We start from the raw sequence: 22,951 nt of genomic DNA on the forward strand, positions 1-22,951 counted from the left end.
GGCTCACGCGTCGTTCCTTCCGGACAGGGCCAGCAGCCGGTCGGCGGTGGTGGCCAAATCGAGGTCGTTGACGTCCTGCACGGTGGTGGCGAGCGATTCCGGGAAGGCGGACGCACCGTGTGCCGCACCGAGGATCGCGCCGGTCATGGCGGCGATGGTGTCGGTGTCGCCCCCGATGTTGGCGGCCACACATAGCGCGTCGTAGGGCCGCTGCGCGTATCGGGTGGCGATGGCGAACGCGGCGGGCACGGACTCGTTGGCCTCCACGCTGGTGCCGATGAGCGCACGCAGCTGGTCGCCGAACATGTCGTGGTCGTACAGGTCGACCGCATCGTCACCGGTATGATTGCGCGCCCAGTTGATGGCCCACCGCGTGCGGGCGATCACCGAGGCCTTGGGAGACCAGTGGCCGAGCGCATGGCCTTCGAAACGGCTCATGGCAAGGTATCCGGCCACGTAGTTGCAGGCCATGAGCATGGCTTCCTCCGGGTCTGCGCCATCGATGCCGTAGCTCACCGCGGCGGCCACCAGCATCGTGGATTCGATGCCTTGCTCGGTGTTGTGCGTCACGATGGAGGATCGGCGAGCGGTCTCGGCCAGATGCGGCCCGGGCCGGTTGGCGATGCCGATGGGGCATGCGCGCATCGCGCCGCCATTGGTGGTGCCGAGTATGCCGGTCTGCTCCACGTCCATACCGGCCTGGAAGCGCTCGAGGGCCCGTTTGGTGGAGGGACCGAGCAGGTCGAGCGACCCGCGTGCCTTCATGTCCTCCTCCCAATTGAGCAGGGCGTAGGCGTACTGGCGGATGTCGAGATCGCCGTCGCCATCCATGAGCTGGCCGGCGAGCAGCAGCGCCTGTTCGGTGTCGTCAGTGACGGAACCGGCCTTCATGTTCGGGGCGATGGGCTGGTTGGGCGAGGCGTCCACGAACGAGCGAATCGGCGTCGACCCGTATTCAAGGCTGATCCGCTCGTGGGACATGCTTTGCGTGGGCATGCCGAGCGCGTCGCCGATGGCCAAGCCCAGCAGCGCACCCAGCGCATGGTCGTATGTGTCGTTGCTCGTGCTGACGCCGACGGAATCATGGGAAGCATTGCGTGCGAGATCGCGGCCGGAGCCGTGCGAAGTACCGTTCACCATGACTCCTACTGTAGCCCCACCGGTCCCATGAACCCCGACTCGCCCATCGAACCATCGAACCATCGGGTCATCAGACCGCCGACCGCCGCGGCGCTAGTGCTCCGCATCGGAAATCGTTGAATAGATTTTTGGCGCAGGACACTAACCGAGCCGTGCCTCGATCCACTGGGCCACGCCATCCTCGTTGTTGGACGGGCACACCTCGTCGGCGATGGCCAACACCTGGGGATTGGCGTTGGCTACGGCCACTCCCCTGCCCGACGCGCGCATCATGGCAATGTCGATGAGGTCATCACCAAACGCGACCGTACGGACGAGCGGAACGCCCATGCGCTCGCACAGGACCCGCATGGCGTACTCCTTGTTGGCCTTCGGGTTCATCAGCATCCACATCACGCCTTCGCTGATGGAGACCTCGAAATCGTCGGGGATGAGTGGACGCAGGGCATCCCATTGGTCCGGAGCGGGGAAGATGGTGATCTTGTCGGCCACGCCGTCGGGCACGTCATGGAAATCGGTGTACCGGAAGGTCTGGGTCTTCCAGTACACGCTGACGTCGAAGTTGGTGTAGCGCACATCGTCCATCACGATGCCGAGCTTCAGATCCGGCATCCGTTCGAGCAGGTCGAGACAGACCTCACAGGCTCGGGACGCCGGGAAACCGATTTTGACCAGATGACCGTCCTCAGGCAGTTCGCCGGAGGTGAGCATGTCGAAGTCGGAGGCCGCCGGGTCGAAGTCGATGAGCGCGCCGTTGAGATAGATCACCGCGTCGACGGGCAGCAGTTCAGCGAACCTGAGACCGGTGCTCACCGGCCGTGCCGTGGCGATGGCGAACCGGCAGCCGGCCTCATGCGCCCGGTTGATGGCATCGATGCTGCGCTGGGTGATGTCACGGTCCTCGAACACCTCGGCGTCATGCAACACCGTGCCGTCGAGGTCGGCGACGATGAGGTCGGGAAGCGCCGATTGGCCTGCGGGCGGGTTCACGGTTCGGGTCACAGCAGTCCTTTGCAGTAGGAGCGAACGATTTCGGCCGAATGATGGAACTTCGCCAGTTCCTCATCACTGAGATCGAGTTCGACGATCTCGTTGGCGCCGTTGGCGCGCAGCTCGGTGGGCACGCCGAGGAACACATCGTGTTCGCTGTATTCGCCGTCCAACAGCGTGGAGACGGGCACGATGCGGCGCTCGTCCCACAGGATGGTCTGCACGATGCCGGCCACGGTGGAGGCAATGCCGAAGTTGGTGCCGTGCTTGGCCGCAACGATGTCATCGCCGCGCTGGCGGGTCTTGCGTTCGATCTCCTCGGTGGAGACGGAGGAGAAACGGTCCTGATTGTCCGCAAGGAACCGGGCGAACGGCTTGCCGCCGAGGGAGACGGTGGACCACGCCGCGAACTGGGAGTCGCCGTGCTCGCCCATCACGAAACCGCCCACGTTGCGCGGGTCGAGTCCGGTCTCCTCGCCGATGATGGTCTTGAGGCGCGAGGTGTCGAGCGCCGTGCCGGTGCCGAGCACCTGCGTGCGGGGCAGGCCGGAACGCTTCCATGCGTACCACGCCATCACATCCACCGGGTTGGAGACCATGAGAATCACGCCGTCGAAACCGGAAGCCATGACCTTGTCCACGACCTCGCCCACGAGGCCGACCGTGAAGCCGAGTTCGGCGAGTCTGTTGGAGCCGACCGGGGGCTTGCGGCCCACGGTGATGACCACGATATCCGCGTCCTTGCAATCGTCGTAGTCTCCAGTGCGCACCTTGACGTGACGGTCCTGGAATTCGCTGCCGTCGTCCAGATCACGAGCCTCGCCAAGCGCCTTGGCGGCGAAGTGGTCGATGAGCACGAGCTCGTTGCACAAGCCGTGCGTGACGATGCCGAATGCGGCGGTGGCTCCGACCTGGCCCGTGCCGACGATGACGACGCGATTGCGGTTCATGGTGACCATGTGGTGCTCCTTGTCTCTATCTCGTACCGTACCTGTAATCCGTGCCTGCGTGTATCTGGCCTGCGTTGCATGAGCCCCTCGTTCCGCCACCGAGCCTGATTGGTCCGGTGCGGTCGGCGATGGCGGCTGCAAACGAATGCGACCCATGACCCCGCAGACGGGTCATGGGTCGCATATCAGGCCAGCCGAAAGTACAATCAGCCGAGGTTGAACTTGGTCATCATGTCAAGGCCGATGATCAGCGCGACCCACAGCAGGGCGATGATTACGGTCCAGCGGTTCAGGTTCTTCTCGGCCACACCGGACGTACCGGCGTTCTGGGTCAGACCGCCACCGAACATGTCGGACAGACCGCCGCCCTTGCCCTTGTGCATAAGGATAAGCAGCGTCAACAGGGCGCTGAGCAGTACGACGACGACTTCAAGCGTGATCTTAAGAGCGGTCACAGGTAACCTCCGATGTGTAACAAACTGTGGACTAGCATAGCGCATGTGGCGGAAAAACGCCGCATCAGCGCCCGGATTTCGTCGATTTCAATACGATTCGCGCGATTTTGGACAGTTCGTCGGCGTTCAGGGCCGCGCCGCCGATCAGGAATCCGTCCACATCCGGTTGCTGGATGAGTTCCTCGGCGTTCTTCGAGGTGACCGATCCGCCGTAGAGGATGCGCACGGATTCGGAGACCTTCTCGCCGAACGTGGCTTTGAGATCCTCGCGGATGGCCTGGGAGGCGTCCTGGGCGGATTGCGGGGTGGCGACCATGCCGGTGCCGATGGCCCAGACCGGCTCGTAGGCGACGATGAGCCGGGCGGCCTCCTCGTCGCTGAGGTCGCGGGTGACGTCACGCACCTGGCCCACGGCGAAGTCGAGTTCGATGCCCTGACGACGTTCTTCGAAGCTTTCGCCGACGCACAGAATCGGCTGCATGCCGGCCGCGAGCACGGCGCGGACCTGATCGACGATGTTGGCGTCGTCCTCGGGATGGTATTTACGGCGTTCCGAATGTCCCACAATGACGTACGAGCAGCCGAGGTGGGCGATCATGTCCGCCGAGACGTCGCCCGTGAAAGCGCCCTGCGTGGTCACGGACACGGATTGGGCACCGTAGCTGATGCGCAGATGGTCCGCTTCGATCAGCACCTGAACGCTGCGCAGGGAGGTGAAGGAGGGGAACAGGGCGATCTCGCACCGTTTGAAGTCGAAATGCGCATCACGCAGCAGCCATGCCAGCTTCTGCACGAAATAGGTGGCTTCGAGATGGTCGAAGTTCATCTTCCAGTTGCCCGCCACCAATGGAATGCGCTTGAACGCCATAATTTCCCTTCCTTGCGTTGTAGAGTGTGGGTCTCCCTCGTGTAGAGGAGGACCCACGAAACGAAAAGGCGGCTATCGCCGCCCTTTCGCCTACAAACAGTCCACCGGGCTGTTTGTTTTACGACTCAACTACTCGAGCACCTTCAGACCCGGGAGCTCCTTGCCCTCGAGGAACTCGAGGGAGGCGCCGCCACCGGTGGAGATGTGGGAGAAGCCGTCCTCCGGGAAGCCGAGGTTGCGCACGGCGGAGGCGGAGTCACCGCCACCGACGATGGTGAACGCACCGGCCGCGGTCGCGTCGACGAGGCCCTGGGCCACGGCCTTGGTGCCGGCGGCGAACTCGGGGATCTCGAACACGCCCATCGGGCCGTTCCACACCACGGTCTTGGAGTCCACGATCTTGTCGTGGAACAGCTTCTGGGAGTCCGGACCGATGTCCAGACCCATCTTGTCGGCCGGGATGGCGTCCGCGGCAACGACTTCGGGGGCGACCGGGGTATCGCCGGCCGGGAAGCCGGGGTTAACGACGATGTCGGTCGGCAGCACGAGCTCGACGCCGTTCTTCTCGGCGGTCTCGATGTAGCCCTTGACCTTGTCGAGCTGGTCCTCCTCGAGCAGGGAGGTGCCGACCTCGTAGCCCTTGGCCTTGAGGAAGGTGAAGACCATGCCGCCGCCGATGACGAGACGGTTGGCCTTGTCGAGCAGGTTCTCGATCACGCCGAGCTTGTCGGAGACCTTGGAACCGCCGAGCACCACGGTGAACGGGCGCTCCGGGTTCTCGGTGGCCTTGGACAGGGCCTTGACTTCCTTCTCGACCAGCAGGCCGGCGGCGGCCGGCAGATCGGCGGCGACGTCGTAGTCGGAGCCCTGGGCGCGGTGGACCACGCCGAAGCCGTCGGAGACGAAGACCTCGCCGAGGGCGGCGAGCTTCTTGGCGTACGGGGCGCGCACCTCGGGGTCCTTGCTGGTCTCCTCCGGGTTGAAGCGCACGTTCTCGAGCAGGACGACGTCGCCGTCGTTCATCGCGGCGACCTTGGCCTGAGCGTCCTCGCCGTAGGTGTCCTTGGCCAACTTGACGTCGGCGCCGAGCAGCTCGCCCAGACGCTTGGCGACCGGGGCCAGCGACAGCTCGGGGACAACCTTGCCCTTCGGGCGGCCGAGGTGGGCCATCAGGATGACCTTGGCACCCTCGTCGCGCAGGGCCGTGATGGTCGGCAGCGCAGCCTTGATACGACCGTCATCGGTAATCGTGGTGCCGTCCAGCGGGACGTTGAAATCGGCGCGCATCAGAACGCGCTTGCCCTTGAGATCTCCAAGATCCTTGAGTGTCTTCATAATATCCTTTCCTTGACGAATCAAGTCAAAGTAAGTGGCCAGTTTTGCCACTTCGCATATTACAGGCACAAAGCGAAAAACACCGCATTCAATCCGGTAGATGAATGCGGTGTCGTGCATATTGTGGTCAATGCGGCCGGGCATGGCCGGCATACGTCGGATGCGGTAATCCCCTATCCCTCACATCGGCGCTGCCGAAGTGGGGATCCACAGTGCAATCGGGCTAGACAGGACCTGACCAAAGCTTGACAGTGCTTGCGGGGAGAGATCAGTTGCCTGCTTCTCGTATGCGACGCATGGCGGGCGACTGACCTATGCAGTTACCCGCGTCCGGTACCCACCTGATTGAATCCACAAGCCTACTGAGGCCTACTTGCCTTCGGCCGCACGGGCCTTCTCGGTCTTTTCGGCAAGCTGGAGCAGACGACGGATACGGCCGGCGATGGCATCCTTGGTGATCTGCGGCTCGGCGAGCTTGCCCAACTCCTCGAGGCTCTTGTCCACATGGTCGATGCGCAGTTGTCCGGCCTGACGCAGGTTGTCGGGGATGCTGTCGCCCAGCACCTCGAAGGCATGCTGCACCTTTTCGCTCGCCTCGGCCGCGGCCTTCGCGGAGCGGCGCATGTTGGCATCATCGAAGTTGGCCAGACGGTTGGCCTTGCCGCGAGCCTCGCCGTCAGAGCGCTTGCCGGTCCATTCGCGCGCGGAACGCGAAGCGCCCATGAGCTTGAGCATGCGTTCGATGGCATCCGGGTCCTTAAGCGTCACGCGCTCGGAGCTGCGCAGCGTACGGTGCTTGGCCTGAATGCCGAGACGACGGGCCACGCCGCATAGGGCCATGGCGGCCTCTTCGGTGGGGCAGGCGATCTCCAGGAAGCTGGCCTTGCCCGGATCGGACAGGAAGCCGCGCGCCATGAACGCGCCGCGCCATGCGGCCTTGATTTGAGCGATGGAACCATTGACAACTTCGGCCGGCAATCCGCGGACCTGCTGTTTGCGACGATCCACCAAACCCGTCTGTAGGGCCAAAGCCACTACGTTGCGCGTGACGAGCACCACATAGGTCTCGACCGGACCGTTCGGCGTCTGCCTAGTGAGATGATTAATCTCGGCTTCATGGCCGAACACGTCCCTCAACGTGTTGCGCAGCCATTCGGCGGCATCGAGCGAAGTGAACACCGCCTGAATCACATAGGCGTTCTGCACGGGGCGCAGACCGCCTCCGAAACGGATCATGGCAGCGGCTTGGGCCTTGATAGCGGCTGGGGAGTCACCCTCAAAGGCTGCCAATTCGCTTTTAACATCATCCAGAAGAGCCAAGATCCAACCTCCTACAGTCCCGTTCTCCGCAATGCTTCAGGCGTTTTCGAGTCGTCATCACTATGCTCGCACATGTGACGCGCCGGCAGCCATCGGCTTTCTGTGATACCTAATCTCGTGGACAAGCAAACCCGTTCGATGGCCATTTCGGGCTACTTCTTCTCGCAGTGTGGTCATTCAGGACGACCGACTTTTGTGCTGTTCACGCGCGGAAACGGTCACATTGAGGCCGTGCGCGCGAAGGCGACGGGCGAGCTCCTCGCTCATCGCCACGGAGCGGTGCTGCCCTCCGGTGCATCCCACGGCGATGGTCAGGTAGTGCTTGTCCTCCTGCGCATACCCCTCCAGCGCGATTTCGATGGCCCTCTCATAAGCATCGAGAAACTCCTTGGCGCCCTTGCTGGACAGTACGTAGTCGGCCACCGGCTTGTCCCGTCCTGTCAACTCTCGGAGCGAGGGCACCCAGAAGGGGTTGGGCAGAAAGCGCACATCCGCCACGAAGTCGGCATCGATGGGCATGCCGTACTTGAAACCGAAGCTGAAAATGTGCACCGCCACGGTCGTGGGCCCGGAACCCAGCATCGCCTCGTAGAGCCGCGTGGAAAGCTGATGAATGGAAAGCTTGCTGGTATCGATCACCCAGTCGGCGCGCTCCTTGAGGTTGCCGAGCAGCTGACGCTCCTCAAGGATGCCGTCGACGAGGCGGTTGCCATGCTGCAACGGGTGCGGGCGGCGGACGGACTCGTACCGTTTGATGAGCACCTCGTTGCTGGCGTCGAGGAAAAGGATGCGGGTCTTCACGCCGAGGTCATCGAGATGCCCCAGCACGGCGGACAGGTCGTCGAAGTAGCTGCGGGACCGCACATCGATGACGGCGGCAAGCTTGTGCACGCCACCATCCTTGCCGGAGGTGGTCATCATGTCCACAAGCGGCACGAGCAGCTTGGGCGGCAGATTGTCCACCACATACCAGCCCATGTCCTCCACACAGTCGGCCGCGTGCGAACGGCCCGCGCCGGACATGCCCGTAATGAGGAGCACCTCGAACGAATCAAGGGGGTTCGGCCGGGTTCCTAACGACTGCGCATCGGATGTCGATCGTGCGTCGGATGGCAACGCACCGGCCGGCGACATGCCGTCCGGCCGCGTGTTGTCCGATTGCGTGCCACCACGGTCCTGCGTGGGATCCTGCATGGGATTCGCCATGACGGACTCACGTTCGGAGCCGATGTTCGGGGTCGGCTGATTCATTACAACGCCTCCTCAAGCGCCCTGCGCATGGCTATCTCCAAGTGGTCGTCCTCGGTGGTGGTGTCCTGCAGACGCCGGTCGGCGTCGCTGGGCGGATCATCGTCCCAGATGCCGGTCATCAGCAGCACCTGTACGAGGGCTTGGTACAGCAGCATCTCCTCGCCTCCGATGGCGCGGCCGCCGCGGGAGCGCCATGCGGCCATGAGCTTGGTGGGGCGCGGATCGTAGACCACGTCGAGCAGCAGACCGGTGAACGGTGCGATGCCGGCCGGGGCGGCGGCAAGCGTATCGGCCACGGCGTCGGCCGCGTGCCCGGGAATGGTGTTGATGACGTACGTCGCATCGCCCGCCGCAGCGAGCAGCGCTTCGGCGTCGGACAGCGGAATCTCGTCGTACGGATGATGGGTGGTGATGAACCTGCCCAGTACATCGCCGAGTCCGGGATTCTTGCCCGGGTGCCGAGCGGCGACGGTGACGTGGCCTATCTCCTGCATCATCGCGCAGGCTGCGGCGGCCGAGGTGGCCGTGTTGCCGTTGCCGATGATGAGCGCGTTATGCTTCCTGTCCGGTCCGTGGTGGGCGCCGAGCTCCCGATTGGCGTTGTCGAAGGCGAGTTGGATGCCCACGACGTCGGTGTTGTAGAGACGGATGCACGGTTTGCCGTGGGGCCACGCCGGATTGTCATAGGTCGCCTGTTCCCAGTCGAACACGGCGGTGTTGGCGATGCGCAGCTCCTTGGCCCACAGGTTCGAGGGCACGCCATACGGCTGGATGGTCTTCTTCAGTGGCATGGTCAGGCTCAGGCCGGCCCATGAGGGGTCCAGCCCTTTCAGGAAGGAGTCCAGCTCCTCCTCGCCGACCTCGTGTTTGTCGTAGAACCAGTCGTTCAGCCCCAACGAACGATATGCGGCGTTGTGCAGCACCGGCGAAAGCGAATGCGCGATGGGCTTGCCAAGTACCGCGCAGCGATGGTTGACCATATCCCCTCCTTCGTTGACGTTCCCCATGCTAGCTGACTACGTGGGCAGAAGCTGTTACATTCACGGGGCGGTCGCCGAAACTTAAGGTTCTACCTGTCTGTGTCCTGCCCATGCATCGGCTCAAATCGGTTCGGCAACGGCTCGAAAGCGGCGTAGTGATGGCTCAACGCCCATCCCGTCATCGCTCCGTCATCACGGTAATCGCGTTGAGATACCGGACAGTCATCGATCATCCATCAGTCATCAGTCCGCTGCCATGGCGATTACCTGCTTATCGTTGCCATCCCGGACGGTCTTGCCGTCCCGGGCGGAGGACTCGGCGTGCAGGGCCCGGTACAGCGCCTCGGCCTTGGCATGGCCAATACCCTTGACCGCCTCGAACTCCTCGATCGAGGCGTCGCGCATCGCCTTGACCGATCCGAAGTGGGCGAGCAACCGTTTCTGGTAGCTCTCGCCGATGCCGGGAATGTCGTCGAGGGCGCTGCGCAAGGCGCCCTTGCGCCGTTGCTGGCGGTGGTAGGTGATGGCGAAACGATGCGATTCGTCGCGCACCCGCTGTAGCAGGTACATGCCTTCGGACTGCCGTTTGAGGATGATCGGATAATCGTCATCCGGCACCCAGACCTCTTCGAGCCGTTTCGCCAGACCGCAGACCGCCACATCATCCACGCCGCAGTCCTCCAAGGCCTTGGCCGCTGCCATGACCTGCGGACGGCCCCCATCGACGACGACCATATTCGGCTTGTAGGCGAAATGCCTCCGATCGGTGTTCTGCTGGACGACGTCGTTCTGCGAGGTACCGGCCTGCACTGTCTGCACGGCCTGCGCTGTTTGTACTGCTGGCACGGAAGTCTGTACGGCTGGTGCTGTCTGCATGGACCGCACGGCCTGGTCACGATCCTTGGCTGCTTTGGCCGCCCGCTGCTCGGCGTCGATGCTGTCGCCCGAATCGCCGGCGATATTGCCGTGCCGGAAGCGACGGGTGAGCGTCTCATAGAGCGCGGAGAGGTCGTCCACCGCACCGGTGCCATCCTTGCCGCGGATGGCGAAGCGACGGTATTCGGATTTCTTGGCGACGGCGTCCTCGAATACCACCATCGAGGCCACTTGGAACGCGCCACCCACGGTGTTGGAGATGTCGTAGCATTCGATGCGCAGCGGCGCTTCGGTGAGTCCCAGCGCCTTAGCCACGTCGTTCATGGCTTGGGTTCGAGCGCCCATATCCGAGATGCGGCTCATCTTCGCACGGGCCAGCGCCTGATTGGCGTTCTCGTTGGCTCGGTCCATAAGCTGCTTCTTGTCGCCACGAGAGGCCACACGAATGCTCACCGCTCCCCCGCGCAGCCCCGTCAACCAGCGTTCGAGCTCTTCGCGGCGCGTCGGCTCGATGGGCACGATGATCTCCCGAGGCACCGGGGCGATGGGGGCGAGCAAATCGGCGCGACCGGTCATCTCCTGCCGGTTGTTGCGCTCACGAGTGGCCCTGGCGCGAGCCAAGGCATCCGTGGCGGTGACGGTCTGCGTGGAGCCGATCGCCTCGCGCCGTTCGGAGATGGCCGCGCCTCCGGTCATCATGGCGGGCGCGATATCGGATACTGCACCGGCAACGCCATCAGATGCGGGGTTGAACGCGGAACCCGCCATCGAACCGGATGCGGATGATTCGAGTGTCACGTCTGCGTCGCCCCGCGTTGCCGTCGCCGCCGATGGCGACGCGGATCGCGATGTCGATTGCTGCGCCGATTGCGATGTCGATTGCGACATCGGTTGTGACACGACGGCGGCCTCATCGCCGGCAACGGACTGTGATGCAGCCAGCTGGGAGCCGGCGTCGCCGGAGGCGTCCGAATACACCTGGACGATGAGGTCGGCCATGAGGTCGCCGTCGGCGATGTCCTCCACACGCTCGACGCTCCAATTGCGTTCGCCGCGAATCGACCCGGCACGCACATAGAAGGCGTGGACGGAGGCCTCGAGTTCGTCACTGGCGAAACCAAACACGTCGGCGTCCACATCCTGATCGAAGACGACCGCGTTCTGCTGTACCACCGTCTCGAGCATCTGGATCTGGTCGCGCAGGCGTGCGGCCTTCTCGAATTCGAGTTCGGCGCTCGCCTCCTTCATCTCACGGGTGAGCTGCGCGATGTAGGGGCGTCCCAGCCGGCCGGTCATCACGCCCACCAATTGTTCGGCGAGACGACGATGCTCATCCGTATCGATCCGGTTCACGCACGGCGCAGAGCATTTGCCAATCGAGGCGAGCAGACAAGGTCTGCCGGTGAGCTGTGCCTTGTGGAACACGTTGGTGGTGCAAGTGCGCACCGGGAAGGTCTTGAGCAACCGGTCGAGGCTGTGCCGCAGCTCCCATACCTTGGCGTAGGGGCCGAAATACCTAGTGTCCCGGCGTTTGCGGGATCGGGTGACCCAGACGCGGGGAATGCGCTCCCCCGTGCTCACCGCCAGATACGGGTAGGTCTTGTCGTCACGGAACTGCACGTTGAACCGCGGGTCGAACTCCTTGATCCATGTGTATTCGAGGGTCAAGGATTCCAGCTCCGTGGCCACGACGGTCCATTCGAGGCTGCGGGCCGTGAGCACCATCGTCTGGGTACGCGGGTGCAGGAGGTACAACGGCTGGAAGTAATTGGTCAGGCGGTTGCGCAGGTTCTTGGCCTTGCCCACGTAGATGACCCGGCCCTCGCCGTCGCGCCATTTGTATACGCCGGGCCGGGCCGGGATGTCCGAGGTCTTCGGCCGGAACAGATCACGGGAGTCCCCCAGCAAAGGGGCTCCGTTCACATTCACCTTCACGTCTGCGGCGCCCGACGTATCACTCTGAGGCCTCTGAGACATCAGCGCCGCGGCGGTCTTCCGCCACTCGTCCGGACTATGCCGCTCGATATCGTTCGTCATAATCCTCCTCAATGCCTTACGAACAACGTACCTATACGAACCATGTACTTATACGAACCATATGCCCATCAGGATTGACACCAACCGAAATAGAAAGATTCGGTGCATCCGATCGCGCTGGCCTTGCCGGGAAGGGATCTGCATCCTTCCCCCGGAGTGGTGCGACATCGTCCGACATACCGGGTGACGTTCGCGTCCCGAATCCCCCAAACCCAATCCTCACGGTCGGGCCACGCACCCCGGCTCCGGCAATCGTCATAGTCAATAATCAGGATTGCCGTTTGCTCAGCATCGGCTTGAGGAACCTGCCCGTCCACGAGTCCTCGCATTCGGCCACCTGATCCGGGGTGCCTTGCGTGACGACGGTGCCGCCGCCGTCACCGCCCTCCGGGCCCAGATCGATGATCCAGTCGGCCTCCTTGATCACATCGAGGTTGTGCTCGATGACGATCACCGTATTGCCCTTGTCCACCAACGATTGCAGCACCTTGAGCAGCTTGTTCACGTCCTCGAAGTGCAGGCCGGTGGTCGGCTCGTCGAGGATGTACACGGTCTTGCCGTCAGACCGGCGCTGCAGTTCGGTGGCGAGCTTGACGCGTTGCGACTCGCCGCCGGAGAGCGTCGGCGCGGGCTGTCCGAGGCGGATGTAGCCGAGTCCGACGTCCACCAAGGTTTTGAGGTACCGGGAGATGCCGGTATACGCCTTAAAGAAGTCGGCCGCCTCCTCGATGGGCATGTCCAAGATGTCGGAGACGGTCTTGCCGTTGTACTTCACCTCGAGCGTCTCGCGGTTGTAGCGCTTGCCGTGGCAGGTTTCGCATTCCACGTAAACGTCGGGCAGGAAGTTCATCTCGATCTTCAACGTGCCGTCGCCGTGGCATGCCTCGCAGCGGCCTCCCTTGACGTTGAAGCTGAACCGGCCGGGCCCGTAGCCACGCACCTGTGCCTCGGGGGTCTTGGCGAACAGCGTGCGGATTTTGTCCCACACGCCGGTGTAGGTGGCGGGGTTGGAGCGCGGCGTGCGGCCGATTGGGTTCTGGTCCACATGGATGACCTTGCGCGCCTGGTCCACGCCTTCGACGCGCGTGTGCTTGCCCGGCACGATGCGTGCGCCGTTGAGTTTGTCGGCAAGCACCGGATACAGAATCGTGTTGACCAGCGAAGATTTGCCGGAGCCGGAGACCCCGGTGACCACGGTGAACACGCCGAGCGGGAAGCTCACGTCGATGTTCTTGAGGTTGTTCTCGCGTGCACCGACCACTTTGAGCACCTTGGTCCGATGGACCTTGCGCCGGCGCTCGGGGACGGTGATCTCGCGTCGATGGGCGATGTAGTCGCCAGTGATTGAACGCTTCGCCTCGATGAGATGCTTGGCCGGACCGGAATAGATGACCTCGCCTCCATGCTCGCCGGCGCCCGGACCGATGTCCACCACCCAGTCGGCCTGACGTATCGTATCCTCGTCGTGCTCGACCACGATGAGCGTGTTGCCGAGGTCACGCAAGTGGTGCAGCGTTTCGATAAGTCGTTCGTTGTCCCGCTGGTGCAGGCCGATGGACGGCTCGTCGAGCACATACATGACACCCACCAGTCCCGAGCCGATCTGCGTGGCAAGACGGATGCGCTGCGCCTCACCGCCGGACAGCGTGGCGGCCGCGCGGGAAAGCGTGAGGTAGTCGAGGCCGACGTCGTTGAGGAAGCCAAGACGCGCCTTGATCTCCTTGAGCACCTCGCCGGCGATCATCGCGGCGGAGCCTTCAAGCTTCAGTCCGTTCACCCATTCGAGTTCACGGACCACAGGCATGTCGCATACGTCGAAGATGGACTTGCCCTCCACGGTGACGGCCAGCACCTCGGGCTTGAGTCTGCGGCCCTGACACATCTGGCAGGGTACCTCGCGCATGTAGGACTCGTAGTATTCGCGCATGGACTGGGAGTCGGTCTCGTCATGCCGACGCATGAGGGTGCGCACCACGCCCTCAAAGCCCGTGGAGTATTCACGCAGACGGCCCCATCGGTTGCGGTAGGAGACGTCCACCTTGAAGTCGTGGCCGTACAGGATGTCGTGGCGCACGTCCTCCGGCAGATCCTTCCATGGGGTGCGCATCGAGAAGCCCATCTCCCGTGCCAGACCCTCCAGAATATGGCCGTAGTACTGGGAGGTCATCTTGGTGCCGCTCCACGGCTCGATGACGCCTTCAGCCAAGGACTTGTCCGGATCGGAGATGACGAGGTCCGGGTCGATCTCCAGTTTGAAGCCGAGGCCAGTGCAGGCCGGGCACGCACCGTAGGGCGCGTTGAAGGAGAAGGTGCGCGGTTCGACCTCGTCGAGTTCCAGCGTGTGCCCGTTCGGGCAGCTACGATGTTCGGAGAACGGCCGACGACGGGCCGGGCTGCCTTCCTCCTCATCCACGAAATCGATGACAATGCTACCGTTGGCGAGTTTCAGGGCCGTCTCCACCGAATCGGTGAGCCTTTGACGAATGCCTTCCTTGATCACCAGACGATCCACCACCACCTCGATGGTGTGCTTCTTCTGCTTGGTGAGCTTGATATCCTCGGAAAGCTGTTTCATCTCACCGTCGATGAGCGCGCGGGCGTAGCCGTCGGAGCGCAGCAGCTCGAGCATGTCCACGAATTCGCCTTTGCGGCCGCGGACCACCGGCGCGAGAATCTGGAAGCGGGTGCGCTCGGGATAGTCGAGCAGCGTATCCACGATCTGCTGCGGAGTTTGAGAGGCCACGGGCTCGCCGCATTCAGGACAGTGCGGCACACCGGTGCGCGCGAACAGGAGTCGCAGGTAATCGTAGATCTCGGTGATGGTGCCCACAGTGGATCGCGGGTTGCGGTTCGTGGTCTTCTGGTCGATGGAGACCGCGGGACTCAGACCCTCGATGAAATCGACATCGGGCTTGTCCATCTGCCCCAGGAACTGTCGGGCATACGCGGACAGCGATTCGACGTACCGGCGCTGGCCTTCGGCGAACAGCGTATCGAACGCAAGCGAGGATTTGCCCGATCCGGACAGACCGGTGAACACAACCATGCGATTGCGCGGAATCGCCAAATCCACGTTCTTGAGGTTATGCTCGCGCGCGCCCTGAATCGTGATCTTCAGATCGTTGGGGATATGCGAAATATCGGCGACCAGCGCGCCGTCATGCTCGACGAGCGGCGCCTTCCTGATCTCCCTGGCCAGAAACGAGTCGCTGGTCATCACCTTCTCGATGATGACCTCGCCGTTCCTTCCCTTATTCCCGGTCGCGCGCTTCGCGCCAGCCTGCGTTGCCGCCACAGTCTCCCGCCTTTCTAGCCGCCCGTATATGCGGTCTCTATCACCGCATTCGTCGTACCCACGCCTACGGTTCCACCGCCGATTCCGTCACCACAGGCGCATGCCGCCGCCCCTCAGCAGCCACACGCACCGAACCTTCCCCAAGGATACCCGAATTCAAGACAAAAATCGAACACATGTTCGACCGGCGTGTTGATGAGAGCCACGACAGTCATGCGCGAGGCCAGCCAGTACGAGCCCAATACCCTGGTTCCGGCCGGAGAATGACGGTCCCGCGCGAGACCGACCAGTCAAGCGGAAACGCCACACCGCCCTCCATTCACTTAGAGGTGTTTGAATGGCCTCGGCCCCAAACGACGAATGGACGCGGAACGAGAGGATGCACGAGGGAGAATCCGATGACAGCGCAGAACGCACAAGCCGGCACCGACACGCAATCGCAAGCAGGCATCCGCACCTACACGCTTCCGCAACCCATACGGCAACAGGGCTCGCACCAGATTGCGGTATCGGCGCTGTGGCGCAGGCGCGGCAGCAATGCCTTCACCATGTTTTTGGGCGCTTTCGGGATATTGGTCCTGCTCAGCTTCATCATCACCGGCATCGGTGGCATCCAGTACCGGTTCGAGCAGATGCATGTCACAAACCATGGCGACGACTCGCATCTTGTGGTCACCTTCACCGACGTCGTCATCATCCTCATCTGCGTAGTGGTCATCGTCATCCCCACGCTGATACTCATATTCTCCGCGTGGAGTCTTGGCTCCGACATACTGCACGGCGGGGCACGCCGCAGGTTCGTCCGCGACCCGCATACGTTGGGGGTGCGCACCGACCAGTTCGCACCCAGCATCGAAATCGTCAGGCAACCCGACCGGGATGACGGGGATGACGATTCCACAGGATATCCGATACCGCGCATCCTGTTCCGATCCGGATCGCCTTCAACCGAATTCCGGATGCTCGCCTATATCCCCGAATCATTATGGCGCGAAGCAGGCGGCGGTTATGACCCACGACCTTCCTGGGACAATCGTCATCACATGGCATGGCTCACCCTGCACATTGGCGGCAGCCTTATCGCCATCACCGCAATCAAACCGATTCCGGTGCAACCCGTGCTCGAAGCGTTCAAGACTGGCAAACCCGATCGCGCAATCTTCGACTATGGCACAACGCCCGGCGCCGAACTCTACGATTCCGATTACATCATTCTCGATGCCACACGGGTCGGCAATGCGAAGACGGACGCTGCGTAGCTCGCCACCACACAGCCCAAGAACGCGCAGCTCGATACCGCGCAGCACGGTGCCGCAAAACCAGAGGTTGCACAGCCCGAGAATGCACAGTTCGATACCGCGGAAGCCCAAAGACACACAGACACGGTAGCCGAAAGCAGCTGCCGAGCCATGCACTGGCCTAATAACGCCGCTGAGGCCATGCGGGATGCCGTTACCAAGCCAGACCATGGCCCGATAACTACGTTGAACCCGTCACCGTCGCCGCCGGGCCAAAGCTTGGCCGAATGACTCCGTCTATCGCCCCTTCAGCGCATTCATCAGGCCATGCACTGGCCTGACAGCTACGCTAAGCCCGTCACCGTCAGCACCAAGCCAAAGCCTGGCCTGTTGGCAACGCCGATTGTCCGTCCAGCATCTGCATCAGGCCAAGCACTGGCCGAGAAGCGACGGTGGCAGCAGCCATCACCGGTTGGCGCTCGGTCAGTAGGTGCTCGGTCCGCGAATGACCAAGCGCCAACCAAGTACCAATCAGATCAAGCGCGCGTCTCACCCGCATAGGTCGCATCCGTATAGGTCTCATCCGTATAGGTCTCATCCGTATGGGTCGCGTCCGAGTGCGCCTCATCCTCATGTACATCATTCGAATGCACCTCATCCGCAAACGCCTCGTCGAGCAGGGCATCAATCTCGGGGAACCGATCCGGCTTGGGCCGCCATACTGGCCGTCCCGCGGCGACGACCAGTGCGGGATGGGCCAAGGCGCGCAGATCATCGAGCGGATTGGCGTCAAGCACCAGTAGGTCGGCGGATTTTCCGGGCTCCAACGCGCCGGTCACCGAATCGACACCCAGGATCGTCGCGTTCGTCTGTGTGACGGCGTGGATGGCTTCGGCCGGCGTGAACCCGGCGAATCGCACCAGCAACGCCAGCTCGCGCCATGTGGCGTACTGCGGCACGAACGTCATGCCCGTGTCGGTACCGACGCCGACCACGAGCCCTGCCTCGTGCGCCTGCCGCGCACCCGCGACCATGCCCTCCACCACGGTCTTGGAGTTCTCCAGCTGGATGTCCGTGATGCCGGTCACATCCTGCCCGATCATAGTCAGCGGAAGCCCCGCGGACAGCGTGGGCACCAACGCCGAGTAGCCGCGCAAGGCGTTGGGATTGTTGCGGAACAATGCGATGAGCTCGTCGTCGAGCACACTGCCGTGTTCGATGGTGTCCACACCGGCGGCGAGCGCGCGCCGCACGCCTTCCGGACTCTGCGCATGCGCGGCGACGATGATGCCATGTTCGTGGGCCTCGTCGCAGATGGCCCGCATCTGATCGATGCTCATCTGCGGACTGCCCGCCTCTCCTATCTTCTGCGCATCGGTCACGCCGCCGGTGGCCGCGATCTTCAGCACGTTCACACCTGCCATGATGTTCTTTGCGGCGGTCTCGCGCGCCTCCTCGGGCGTGGAGCTGGTCAGGGCGATCAGTGGGGCTCCGTGTCCTTCCGGAATCGCCAGCAGCGGCCCGGATGCCAGAATGCGCGGCCCCGGCGTCTCCCCCGCATTGATGTGGTCGCGCAGGGCCACCACCTCGTAGCCTACATCGCCGAGTGTGCGAATCGTCGTGACGCCGGATTTCAAGAGTTCCATGGCATTGCGCTTCACCAGGGCGTTGAGGTACGGCCTGCCCAACGGCGAGTGGACGAGCGAGGAGACCATGCGCTGTCCCTGCGGCGTGGCGAGTTTCGGGTTGAGCGGCTTGCCCTGCGCGAACAGGTGGGTATGCAGGTTGATGAGGCCCGGCATCACCGTTCGCCCGGTGCCGTCGAGGTAGTGGTATTCCTCGGGGATGCTGGTTTCGATGCTCGGCGCGATCTGCTCGATGCGGCCGTTCGCCCCCACCAGGATGGTCATGTTGCGTCGCACGGTGCCCGCCTTGTCGCCGGTGACGATGGTCACATGGGCCAGCGCGAACGGTTCGATGATCGCATTGCTGGAAAACGCGCGGGAAAACTTATCGAATGACTTCTGCAGGAACCTCATGACCAGTACTCCTTCGCTACGGGGTCGATATTGTCCGCTCCCTCCCACTCTATCCGCCCGTCCCCGCATTCCGGCGGATGACGAGGCCGGCCGCATTACGCACCGCATCATATGACCGGAGCCGATGAAGCAACTGCCATGCACCGACGCGGCACATATCCGTCGGTGGAAGGCGGCCGATCGTCGAACAGCCGAGCCGCTTAATGCTTACGGTCATTACATCGTAGAAACCGGATACGGTAACGCCGCACTACGATGGAGGGCATGACCGATATCGAATCCATGAGTATGACCGATGCCGACGGCGCGACCGATGTGACCGCCACTACCACTGCCGCAACGCCGGCCGCGCGACTTGAGCCGGGCCAGATCGCTCCCGATTTCACGCTGACCGCCGTCGAGCCCGATGGCGCGGAAGCCACTGTGACGCTTTCCGAGCTGACGACGGCTGGCCGCAAGGTGATCCTGTACTTCTACCCCGCCGCGATGACGCCCGGCTGCACGACCGAAGCCTGCGATTTCCGCGACAACATGGCCCGACTGGGCTCCCTCGGCTACACCGTGCTGGGGGTGTCCAAGGACCCGGTGGCCAAACTGCAGCGGTTCCGCGAACGCGACGACCTGTCGTTCCCGCTGTTGTCCGACCCGGATCTCGCGGTGCACAAGCGTTACGCGGCATACGGCGAGAAGAAGCTGTACGGCAAGACGCATGTGGGCGTGCTGCGCTCCACGTTCGCCATCGCCGCGGACGGCCGCATCGAGTTGGCCCGGTACAACGTGCGCGCCAAGGGGCATGTCGAGTCGTTGCTCAAGCGTCTCGGCTGACGGTCTCGCCTCGGCGGCTAGTATACCGCGCCAATAATCGTTGTTGAATTCACTACCCCTCAGACCCGCTTCGCGGGCCAACTCGTCCTGCAATTACGGGCGCGCTTCGCGCGTGTTCTGCTGGCTCGCCTGTCGGCTCGCACGTTGCCTACAAACAGCTCCGCTGTTTGCTTCACGGCAACGTCCTAACAAGGGGAGCCAAAAATATAATCAACGAACTTACGGTGTAGACCGCTAGTCCTTGGACGAGGGGTGCAGGAGATCGCGCGTCTGCCGCCACCAGAGGGCCAGTCGCACACGGCGGGCGGAGCCGAACCGTCGTCCGGGCAGGCCCGGGTCGGGGATGCGAATCCGCCGCACACATCGGACGATGGCTATGGCGAGCATGGCGAGGCACAGTTCCGTCAGCAGCATCAACATGGCTCCTGGCACGCCGTCCGGCCACGGCATGACCGCCCACGCGCCACCGCCCAGCCACATCGCCACCCGCTCCATCACCAACGTTCCGAGGGAGGCGACCCATGCAAGCGCCCCGGCCAGCCACGGCAGGCACCATGCGCAGGCCAGAGCCATGAGTCCGGTGATCGTCGCGAATCCCACGAACGGCGAGACCAGCAGGTTCGCCGGCACGGAGAGCAACGGCAGCTCAGGTTCCATCAGTATCTGAATCGGCAATGTGAACAGTTGTGCGCCCACGGTCATCGCAACCATTTGCGCCATGGCTTCCGGCAATACATGGCCCAACACCTCGCCCAGCGGACCGGCGAACAGCACGATGCCGAGCACGGCGGCCGAGGACAGGGCGAATCCGTAGCTTCGCGACATGTCCGGGTCGAGGGTGAGCGCGCCGATCACCGTCCAACACAGGGCGCTCAACGGTTGCGTCCGTCGGCCGACGGCGTGCGCCGCGGCTCCCATCAGTCCCATGACGAGGGCGCGGGTGACCGAATCACCGGGGAACACGACCAGCGCCAACACCACGTATGCGAACGCTATCAGTCCGGCGCTGATGTACCGGTGGATCAGCCATCGTTTGCACAGTCTGCGGACCATGTCCGCCAGCAGTACGAAATGACCTCCGGAAACGGCCATGAGATGCATGATGCCGGAATGACGGAAACGGTCCTCAAGCGTGTTGGCGTAGGTGTCGTTGAGAGGCGTCGGATTGCCGGACCGCGAGGAATCGTCCTGCGCGGCACCGTTTTGTGCGGAATTATCCCGTACGAAATCGTCCTGTACGGCATCGTCAGGCGAACCCACATCGTCGTCCGACGCCATGGTCACGAGGTCCACGTAATCCTGTCCGAGCACGCCCATGGTCAGTCCCGGCACCAATATGCGCCCCTGATCGGAGAGCCGTTCGGTGACCTGGAAGAACGCCTGCTGCATGTGCTCCACCACCGCACGATGCAACGGCGGGCCGCTCACCTCCACGACCGCATCGCCGCCTTCCACCAGCAGCCATAACGGCATGCCGCCATATTCCGCCACCTCAAGCGTCCCACCGAGACGGTATGACGCTCCCCTATGCAATGCCGCGCAATGCCGCCGTCCGGCGTACAAACGGGCGTTCGCAGCGGAACGACGCATGCCGCTTGCAGAATCATCCGCCGCGATGACGCCGTGAAGACGCACGTCCACCTGACAGTCGTATGCGCGTTGGTCGGAGGCAACCACCGGGGCGACGACCATGCCCCACACCCTCGTATACGTCCCCCGCTCCCTGGCCCATGCCGATGCCGGATCATGCCATGCCACGGTGTCGGAAGCGATTGCCGTGATGCCGCCGGCGCACGCCACGGCGAGGCATACCGCCACGGTGCCGGTCCAGCGGATATTGCGCCGGAACCCGAACCATATCAGCGTCAGTGCAATCGACAGCACCGCCACCGCCGGCACGACGACACCGATGCATGTCGGCAGATGCGCGAACGATTCCTCGACCGCGTCGCTCACCGGCGATGCCCCGACCTGAGCTGCGCCACTGACGACACTACCGACAACATCGTCGGCAACACCGCCGGCATCGGAGCCACCGGACAGCCCCGAACCTCCGGCAAAGGCGACGTCTCCCTCCGATTGTCCGACGGCCATCCATCGTTCAAAGGCAAGGTGAGCGGCAAGGCTGGAGGCCCACATGGTCAGAGCAGCCGGCAGGAGACGCCAATCACGGCTGCCTTGTTCGCGCAGCATCCAATCCATGCCGACAAGGGCATGCAATAGTCGTCGGGGCGAAGCGTTCACCGCATTGCATCCTTTGCGGTTTCCACCTGTTCCGCCGCGTCTCGCCCTAGTGGCGTTACCATTACCGTTACCGTCGTCGTCAGTCATGACGCCGTGCATCATGACACTGCTCATCGCACCGTCATTCATCGCATCGTCATTCATCGCACCGTCACCTGCCCGCGGATCTTCTCCAGCGTTTTGGACCCAATACCTTTGACATCCAGCAACTGGTCCACGCTGGTGAACCGTCCGATGGACCGGCGATGGGCGAGAATGCGGTCGGCGGTCACCGGACCGATGCCGTTGATGGTCTGCAACTGTTCGGCAGTGGCCGTGTTGAGATCGATACGGCCGTCATCGACCGAATCCGTTGTCCCAGCGCCAGCGTTTGCATCTGCATTCGTTGGCATCCCCTCTTCTCCGGATGTGCCGGACGTCGCACCGCCGCCGACCGATTCGCCCGCTGCTCCCGCATCGGATTCGCCGTTCGCCGCATCACCGGCGTCGTTAGCATCCGCGGAACCGGCGCCAGCCGCATCCGCATCTGATGATCGTTCCGTCCCGTCGCCGGATGCCCCCTCGCGCACATCATCCTGTGTCCGACCGGACGTCGTATCGTCGCTCCCTGCCATCTCGGCGACGATGTCTGCAACGTCTCCCGCACCTGACAACGCAGCAAGGTTCATCGATTGCTGTACCAGCATCGTCAGACTGACGCCGAGTGCGGCGATCAGGAGCAGAATCACGATGAGCGCATGATTGACGGTGAATACCACACGCGGTTTGTCCCGCATACGTCGCGCGGTCTCTCCTGCCGCATCGGACTGGCGGACGCCAATCAGCGAGGCAAGCGATTGCCGACCGGCACCATCGCCGCCCTGCGCCATCGACCCCGGTTTCGGCCCATCACCGGCATCCGCACGCCGAATCGTCGCGGACACAGGCGTGCGAGGAGATGCCGGCCGATGCGGTGCCACCGGCCGTCCGGCAGCAACCGGTGGAGAGACAGGTCTCGGCTGTTTGGATTGCGGCGCCGCCTCCGGCAATTGCACGCCGCGAATGCGCGTGTGCCCGGGAGGCGGTGGCGGTACACCCGGATTGGTTGTCCGCCATGCGAGGGAATCGC

Annotated in this window: 15 protein-coding genes and 1 pseudogene; 2 read left to right on the forward strand and 14 right to left on the reverse strand. The window is 63.2% G+C overall.

The annotated features are described in order from the left end of the window. Nucleotides 1-3 precede the first annotated feature (3 nt). The 11 genes from BMYO_RS08940 to uvrA form a co-directional block, all read right to left on the reverse strand. Complete coding sequence (locus BMYO_RS08940; RefSeq protein ID WP_094668129.1) at nucleotides 4-1,140, reverse strand: ADP-ribosylglycohydrolase family protein; 1,137 nt, start codon at nucleotides 1,138-1,140, stop codon at nucleotides 4-6. A 141-nt stretch (nucleotides 1,141-1,281) separates the two neighbouring features. Next, nucleotides 1,282-2,142 carry an HAD family hydrolase gene (locus tag BMYO_RS08945; RefSeq protein WP_420807302.1) on the reverse strand — a complete coding sequence of 287 codons (861 nt, stop codon included), beginning with the start codon at nucleotides 2,140-2,142 and terminating at the stop codon, nucleotides 1,282-1,284. After that, nucleotides 2,139-3,089: an L-lactate dehydrogenase gene (locus tag BMYO_RS08950; protein ID WP_094668130.1), complete on the reverse strand. Its 951-nt coding sequence runs from the start codon at nucleotides 3,087-3,089 to the stop codon at nucleotides 2,139-2,141. Before BMYO_RS08950 ends, BMYO_RS08945 begins: the two co-directional genes overlap by 4 nt. A gap of 197 nt (nucleotides 3,090-3,286) precedes the next feature. Next, complete coding sequence (secG, locus tag BMYO_RS08955; RefSeq protein ID WP_094668131.1) at nucleotides 3,287-3,535, reverse strand: preprotein translocase subunit SecG; 249 nt, start codon at nucleotides 3,533-3,535, stop codon at nucleotides 3,287-3,289. A gap of 64 nt (nucleotides 3,536-3,599) precedes the next feature. Then, nucleotides 3,600-4,403, reverse strand: a complete 804-nt coding sequence (gene tpiA, locus BMYO_RS08960) for a triose-phosphate isomerase (RefSeq protein ID WP_094668132.1) — start codon at nucleotides 4,401-4,403, stop codon at nucleotides 3,600-3,602. 129 nt (nucleotides 4,404-4,532) lie between these two features. After that, nucleotides 4,533-5,738: a phosphoglycerate kinase gene (locus tag BMYO_RS08965; RefSeq protein WP_094668133.1), complete on the reverse strand. Its 1,206-nt coding sequence runs from the start codon at nucleotides 5,736-5,738 to the stop codon at nucleotides 4,533-4,535. A 369-nt stretch (nucleotides 5,739-6,107) separates the two neighbouring features. After that, nucleotides 6,108-7,058: a DNA-binding protein WhiA gene (gene whiA, locus BMYO_RS08970; RefSeq protein ID WP_094668134.1), complete on the reverse strand. Its 951-nt coding sequence runs from the start codon at nucleotides 7,056-7,058 to the stop codon at nucleotides 6,108-6,110. A gap of 177 nt (nucleotides 7,059-7,235) precedes the next feature. Further along, nucleotides 7,236-8,192 (reverse strand): RNase adapter RapZ, encoded by a 957-nt coding sequence (gene rapZ, locus BMYO_RS08975; RefSeq protein ID WP_420807304.1) that lies wholly within the window; start codon nucleotides 8,190-8,192, stop codon nucleotides 7,236-7,238. Between the two features lie 116 nt (nucleotides 8,193-8,308). Next, on the reverse strand, nucleotides 8,309-9,289 hold the full coding sequence (locus tag BMYO_RS08980) for a shikimate dehydrogenase family protein (RefSeq protein ID WP_094668135.1): 981 nt from the start codon (nucleotides 9,287-9,289) through the stop codon (nucleotides 8,309-8,311). Between the two features lie 243 nt (nucleotides 9,290-9,532). After that, nucleotides 9,533-12,202 (reverse strand): excinuclease ABC subunit UvrC, encoded by a 2,670-nt coding sequence (uvrC, locus tag BMYO_RS08985; protein WP_094668136.1) that lies wholly within the window; start codon nucleotides 12,200-12,202, stop codon nucleotides 9,533-9,535. A gap of 268 nt (nucleotides 12,203-12,470) precedes the next feature. After that, a complete protein-coding gene (gene uvrA / locus BMYO_RS08990) occupies nucleotides 12,471-15,497 on the reverse strand; it encodes an excinuclease ABC subunit UvrA (RefSeq protein ID WP_211276842.1) in 3,027 nt (1,008 codons plus the stop codon). Nucleotides 15,498-15,760: 263 nt separating this feature from the next. Between uvrA and BMYO_RS08995 the strand changes: the two genes are divergently transcribed. Then, nucleotides 15,761-16,756, forward strand: coding sequence for a hypothetical protein (locus tag BMYO_RS08995; RefSeq protein ID WP_158216978.1), 996 nt, complete (start codon nucleotides 15,761-15,763; stop codon nucleotides 16,754-16,756). Nucleotides 16,757-17,394: 638 nt separating this feature from the next. Here the strand turns inward: BMYO_RS08995 and BMYO_RS09000 are convergent. Continuing rightward, nucleotides 17,395-18,774, reverse strand: a pseudogene (locus BMYO_RS09000) (metal-dependent hydrolase family protein); the annotation flags it as partial. A 264-nt stretch (nucleotides 18,775-19,038) separates the two neighbouring features. On the opposite strand from BMYO_RS09000, the gene BMYO_RS09005 reads away from it, so the two are divergent. Then, nucleotides 19,039-19,599 carry a peroxiredoxin gene (locus tag BMYO_RS09005; RefSeq protein ID WP_420807303.1) on the forward strand — a complete coding sequence of 187 codons (561 nt, stop codon included), beginning with the start codon at nucleotides 19,039-19,041 and terminating at the stop codon, nucleotides 19,597-19,599. 234 nt (nucleotides 19,600-19,833) lie between these two features. On the opposite strand, the gene BMYO_RS09010 is transcribed toward BMYO_RS09005, so the two are convergent. Continuing rightward, nucleotides 19,834-21,801 (reverse strand): ComEC/Rec2 family competence protein, encoded by a 1,968-nt coding sequence (locus BMYO_RS09010; protein ID WP_233428241.1) that lies wholly within the window; start codon nucleotides 21,799-21,801, stop codon nucleotides 19,834-19,836. 182 nt (nucleotides 21,802-21,983) lie between these two features. After that, entirely contained in the window at nucleotides 21,984-22,712 is a 729-nt protein-coding gene (locus tag BMYO_RS09015) for a ComEA family DNA-binding protein (RefSeq protein ID WP_233428236.1), read from the reverse strand. Nucleotides 22,713-22,951: the final 239 nt, after the last annotated feature.

The sequence above is a fragment of the Bifidobacterium myosotis genome (assembly GCF_002259745.1).
GTDB classification, from domain to species: Bacteria; Actinomycetota; Actinomycetes; order Actinomycetales; family Bifidobacteriaceae; genus Bifidobacterium; species Bifidobacterium myosotis.

Bases quoted from the DNA above. Each gene is read 5' to 3' on its own strand.
- tpiA (WP_094668132.1), bottom strand. From the start codon at position 4,403: ATGGCGTTCAAGCGCATTCCATTGGTGGCGGGCAACTGGAAGATGAAC.
- BMYO_RS08995 (WP_158216978.1), top strand. From the start codon at position 15,761: ATGACGGTCCCGCGCGAGACCGACCAGTCAAGCGGAAACGCCACACCG.
- BMYO_RS08980 (WP_094668135.1), bottom strand. From the start codon at position 9,289: ATGGTCAACCATCGCTGCGCGGTACTTGGCAAGCCCATCGCGCATTCG.
- BMYO_RS09010 (WP_233428241.1), bottom strand. From the start codon at position 21,801: ATGGATTGGATGCTGCGCGAACAAGGCAGCCGTGATTGGCGTCTCCTG.
- BMYO_RS09005 (WP_420807303.1), top strand. From the start codon at position 19,039: ATGACCGATATCGAATCCATGAGTATGACCGATGCCGACGGCGCGACC.
- BMYO_RS08950 (WP_094668130.1), bottom strand. From the start codon at position 3,089: ATGGTCACCATGAACCGCAATCGCGTCGTCATCGTCGGCACGGGCCAG.
- uvrC (WP_094668136.1), bottom strand. From the start codon at position 12,202: ATGACGAACGATATCGAGCGGCATAGTCCGGACGAGTGGCGGAAGACC.
- BMYO_RS09015 (WP_233428236.1), bottom strand. From the start codon at position 22,712: ATGGCGCAGGGCGGCGATGGTGCCGGTCGGCAATCGCTTGCCTCGCTG.
- BMYO_RS08940 (WP_094668129.1), bottom strand. From the start codon at position 1,140: ATGGTGAACGGTACTTCGCACGGCTCCGGCCGCGATCTCGCACGCAAT.
- BMYO_RS08965 (WP_094668133.1), bottom strand. From the start codon at position 5,738: ATGAAGACACTCAAGGATCTTGGAGATCTCAAGGGCAAGCGCGTTCTG.
- rapZ (WP_420807304.1), bottom strand. From the start codon at position 8,192: ATGTCGCCGGCCGGTGCGTTGCCATCCGACGCACGATCGACATCCGAT.